The 3,689-nt window shown below is 61.5% G+C and carries 2 protein-coding genes and 1 pseudogene; all 3 read right to left on the reverse strand.

Features of this window, described 5'->3' with window-relative positions; all coding sequences use genetic code 11:
* Positions 1–554: 554 nt before the first annotated feature.
* Entirely contained in the window at positions 555–1,091 is a 537-nt protein-coding gene (locus tag QZY07_RS25755) for an ATP-binding domain-containing protein (protein ID WP_295409022.1), read from the reverse strand.
* Positions 1,092–1,146: 55 nt separating this feature from the next.
* Positions 1,147–2,594, reverse strand: a pseudogene (locus tag QZY07_RS27615) (IS66 family transposase).
* A gap of 248 nt (positions 2,595–2,842) precedes the next feature.
* On the reverse strand, positions 2,843–3,689 hold an 847-nt coding region (locus QZY07_RS25770), incomplete at its 5' end, for a calcium-binding protein (RefSeq protein ID WP_295409026.1).

The raw sequence follows: 3,689 nt of genomic DNA on the forward strand, positions 1-3,689 counted from the left end.
GGATGGGCGAAAGGGGCATCGCCGCGCCGCACGCGGTGGGTCTCGGGCCAGGCGGCGCGCAGACGCGGCAACACCCGTTTCAGGATCATGGCGTTTTCGGCACCGGTCGGGCGCTTGCCAGGACGCCAGGCGGCGGCGATGCATTGAAGTAGACGATGAAGGCCAGCAGCTTGGCACGCAAGTCCTCCTTGGACAGGAAGTGCCCGCGCTTGATCACCTTTTTGACCAGGATGCCGAACAGATTTCGATCTGGTTCATCCAGGACGCGTGCTTGGGGGTGTCGTGGAACACCACTTTGTGGTCGGCCTGAGACAACAACGCTTTGCGCGACACCATGGAGTGGAGGATTCCGCGTTTGCCTTTGACACCGAGGTCGACATCCACTCCGCCGAGGGTCCGGGGGCGTGGAAAATCGTCTGGCGATCATTTGGCATTGTGGCTATCCATTGATGAACATCGAAACGTGCCCATTAGCCCGATTTTCCACATGCGTCAAGGGTCGAACATGCTACGACAGGTTGGCGTGAAGGCAGGCGGTTTACGGGAAGTACTGTTCAGTCATAGAGTCGTGCAGCCCGTTTGGCCCGCGTCATTCCAACATAGACCAGCTTGCGTAGATGGTCATCCAAGGTGCGATGGGCCATGATCGCCACAGCGTCGAACTCCAGTCCTTTGGCGCGATGCAGGGTCATGGCGAAGATCTGGGCGTCCTTGCGACTGAGGCGTTCGCGATGGTTGATGGTCGCCACCTTGTAGCCCGCTTCGCGGATCTGCTTGGCTAACTGGTCGCGCAGCTTGGTGGTTGGGGCCATCACCCCGATCTTGGTGTCGCGGTTGTCGTCCAAGCATTGTCCGATGAAGTCCCGGATGCCATCACGGATCGCTTCCATCGAGGCGCCTTGGATCCGCTCCGGCTTCGGGCCGTGCAGCAGTGACTTGTAGCGGGAGATTTCATCGCAGCCGCCATCCAGGTCGTCAACCTCGATCTCCTCCAGCAGCGCGACCGCCTCACGGCGAATTTCTTCGGTGGTGCGGTCGTTCAGATAGAGCTTCTTCGCGCGACCGCGGATATCGATACCGCAACTGCTCATGTTGGCCTTGTTCTTGGCGTAGATCCGTTGTAACTATACAGGTAGCTGATCGCCGTTATGCCAACCGTGGCATCGGGGGCTGTCCCTGAAACGTCATCACCAGGGCCTGATAGAGATCGACCGACTGCTTGCGCAGCGTCGACAGATAGGAACGAACCGTGGCGAACGCCTCGGCGCCCTCGGTGGAGCGGAAACAGCCTGAGACCTTCTGCTTGAGCTTGGGCATGCGCAGATCGCGCTCGGCGAGGTTGTTATCGAAGGGGACGCGCAGGTCGGTGACGAAGCGCAGGACGCCCTCGCGCTGCGTGCGCAGTCGCTCGATGAGGTTGACGGCGGGGGTTTGTTTGACCCGCCGTCGGCTTCCCGGCGGCGGTCGGCGGCGGGGATGGAAGCAGGCGGCGTCGGCGAGAATGGCGTCATACCGCCGGAAGACATCCTCGACCAGGAGACTGGGCAAGGCCGCGAAGCCGGCCGCCCGCGCGGCGATGGCGGTGTCGTTGGCCTCGCACAGCCGCGCGATGAGCCGCCTCGGCCAAGGGGGGACGGGGTCGGCCTCGGCGAGGGCGATCAGCTCGCGCAGAGGGTGCGCGTTGCAGAAGGCCTGCTCGGCGGCGGTGCTCAGAGAGGCTCGCCAATGGTCATGGACCAGGATCCCGCGAAAGCCCCCCCCAGCAGGCCGATGGCCGTCAGCGCTTCGGCGCCGCGCTTGGCGTGGATCGCGTCGAAGGTCAAGGTGGCGGTGCAGAGCACAGGCAGCCAGTGCAGGGCGCCCGCCACGCGCATGCCGGTTTCGTCGGCATGGGCGACGGCGCTCTGCGCCACCGCCTGCCCGATCGCCGCCACCGGTGCGGCCAGGCGCGCCGCCGCCTCCCGGCCCCAGGTGACGAGGGTCGCCGGCGACAGCAGAAGGCCCAGCAAGGCGTTCAACAACTCCGTGGCCCGTTGAGACGGGAGGTGCTGGTCATGGGTCAGAGAGACCGCGAAGGCCATCAGCCCCGCGCCATACTGAACCGGCGCGCTCACCGCCGCCGGAAAGGGGCTGCGATGGGATTGACCGCAGGCGCAAACACCGGACACCGTCCGATACTCGGTGACCTCCCGACGCACGACCAGATCGATCGCCTGACGGCGTTCGGGCACGACCACCACGTCGATCTCGGCGCCGTCACGGCCACAGGCGCAGCCCCCTGTCAACGCCACGATGACGGTCTGTTCCGGGGTGTCGACCAACGCACGGGTGGCGCCTGGATGCCCGGTCTGGCCACCCGGCGGCTGGCCGCTGCGCTGGCGCCGCGACTTGGGCGGAGGCTTCTTGAAGGGCGGATCGGACGACGGCGGCTTGCTGGAGTGGTGGCTATCCTTGGCCAGACGCGCTTCCAGTTCCTGGATGCGCGCCACGAGTTTGGCAATCTGAGCCGCTTGCGCGGCATTCTCCGCACGCAAACGCGCCAACTCGGCATCTCTGCCGTCGGGGCAAGCGGGTGTGGGTGGGGCGTCAGACATGATGAAAATTTACCGGCTGAGCAGGCTGTTTGGCAACCGGTCCCGAATAGTTACGTGCAGAGCTTCTCCGAATGCTGTGTGGCGTCACACAGTCCGCCTCATGAGCCAAGACTATTTTTCGCCGGGAATTGCTGGTGGGATCAAATGCTCTAAGGTGAATGCCTGACGATGCCTCAGCAGCAGAAATCGGCGGCACTTGGCGTAACATAACCAAGGGCCGCCGCTTTCACCTTTGCTCAAAGTTCAGGTTAAACGATCCATAGCCCTCCGTCAGCCAAGCCTGTGGTCGTGAGACTGCTGGACGTAACACCCGTTAGCTGTATTAGGATATCGTCCGTTTCCCCACCCTGGAACACATATGTATTCCCCAATGCATTGAATTCTACAGTGGCTCCTGCGGTAATATTGCTTTGCAGATAAGTAAACACATTGGGCAGATCCGCTGCTGTCAGGGTGAGGGGGGCCGCGTAGGCATCTGCATCATCGAAGGTAATCAGACCGTTGAAGATGCTATGACTGTGGATGTTGCCCGAATCGGTGCCATTGACTGACGCGGCATTTGCAGCGACAACTGTAGTGACAAGGTCTAGCTGATCGACACCTGTTGTAGACGTGGTTCCGATTCCTAATTTGAAACTAGAAACAACATCGTAACTTGCAACAAGACTGTCACCTGCGGCAATGCGTACAGTATCTGTTGCCGCGACAGATTCGGTCAGGGTGTAAACGTCTTTTTCAGTACCTCCAGCCAAGATATCGTTGCTTTCATCCCCTTTCAAAGTATCGGCGCCAGCACCTCCGACAAGTGTGTTGGCGGAGGAGTTACCCGTCAACACGTTGTTCAGGGAATTGCCTGTGCCATTGATTGCAGAAAACCCGGTCAAGGTCAGTCTCTCGACGTTCGCGCTCAGCGTATAGGTGATCGAGCTGTTGACGGTGTCGATCTCGGTCGCCAGTGTGGAGGTTTCGGTCACCACGTCGCCGCTGTTGTCGATGACATAGGTGTCGTTCCCTGTGCCACCGGTCAGGACGTTGGCGGCGGTATTGCCGGTCAGGACGTTGTTCAGCGCATTGCCCGTGCCGTTGATCGCCGCC

The organism is uncultured Thiocystis sp. (assembly GCF_903866365.1).
Lineage (GTDB): Bacteria > Pseudomonadota > Gammaproteobacteria > Chromatiales > Chromatiaceae > Chromatium.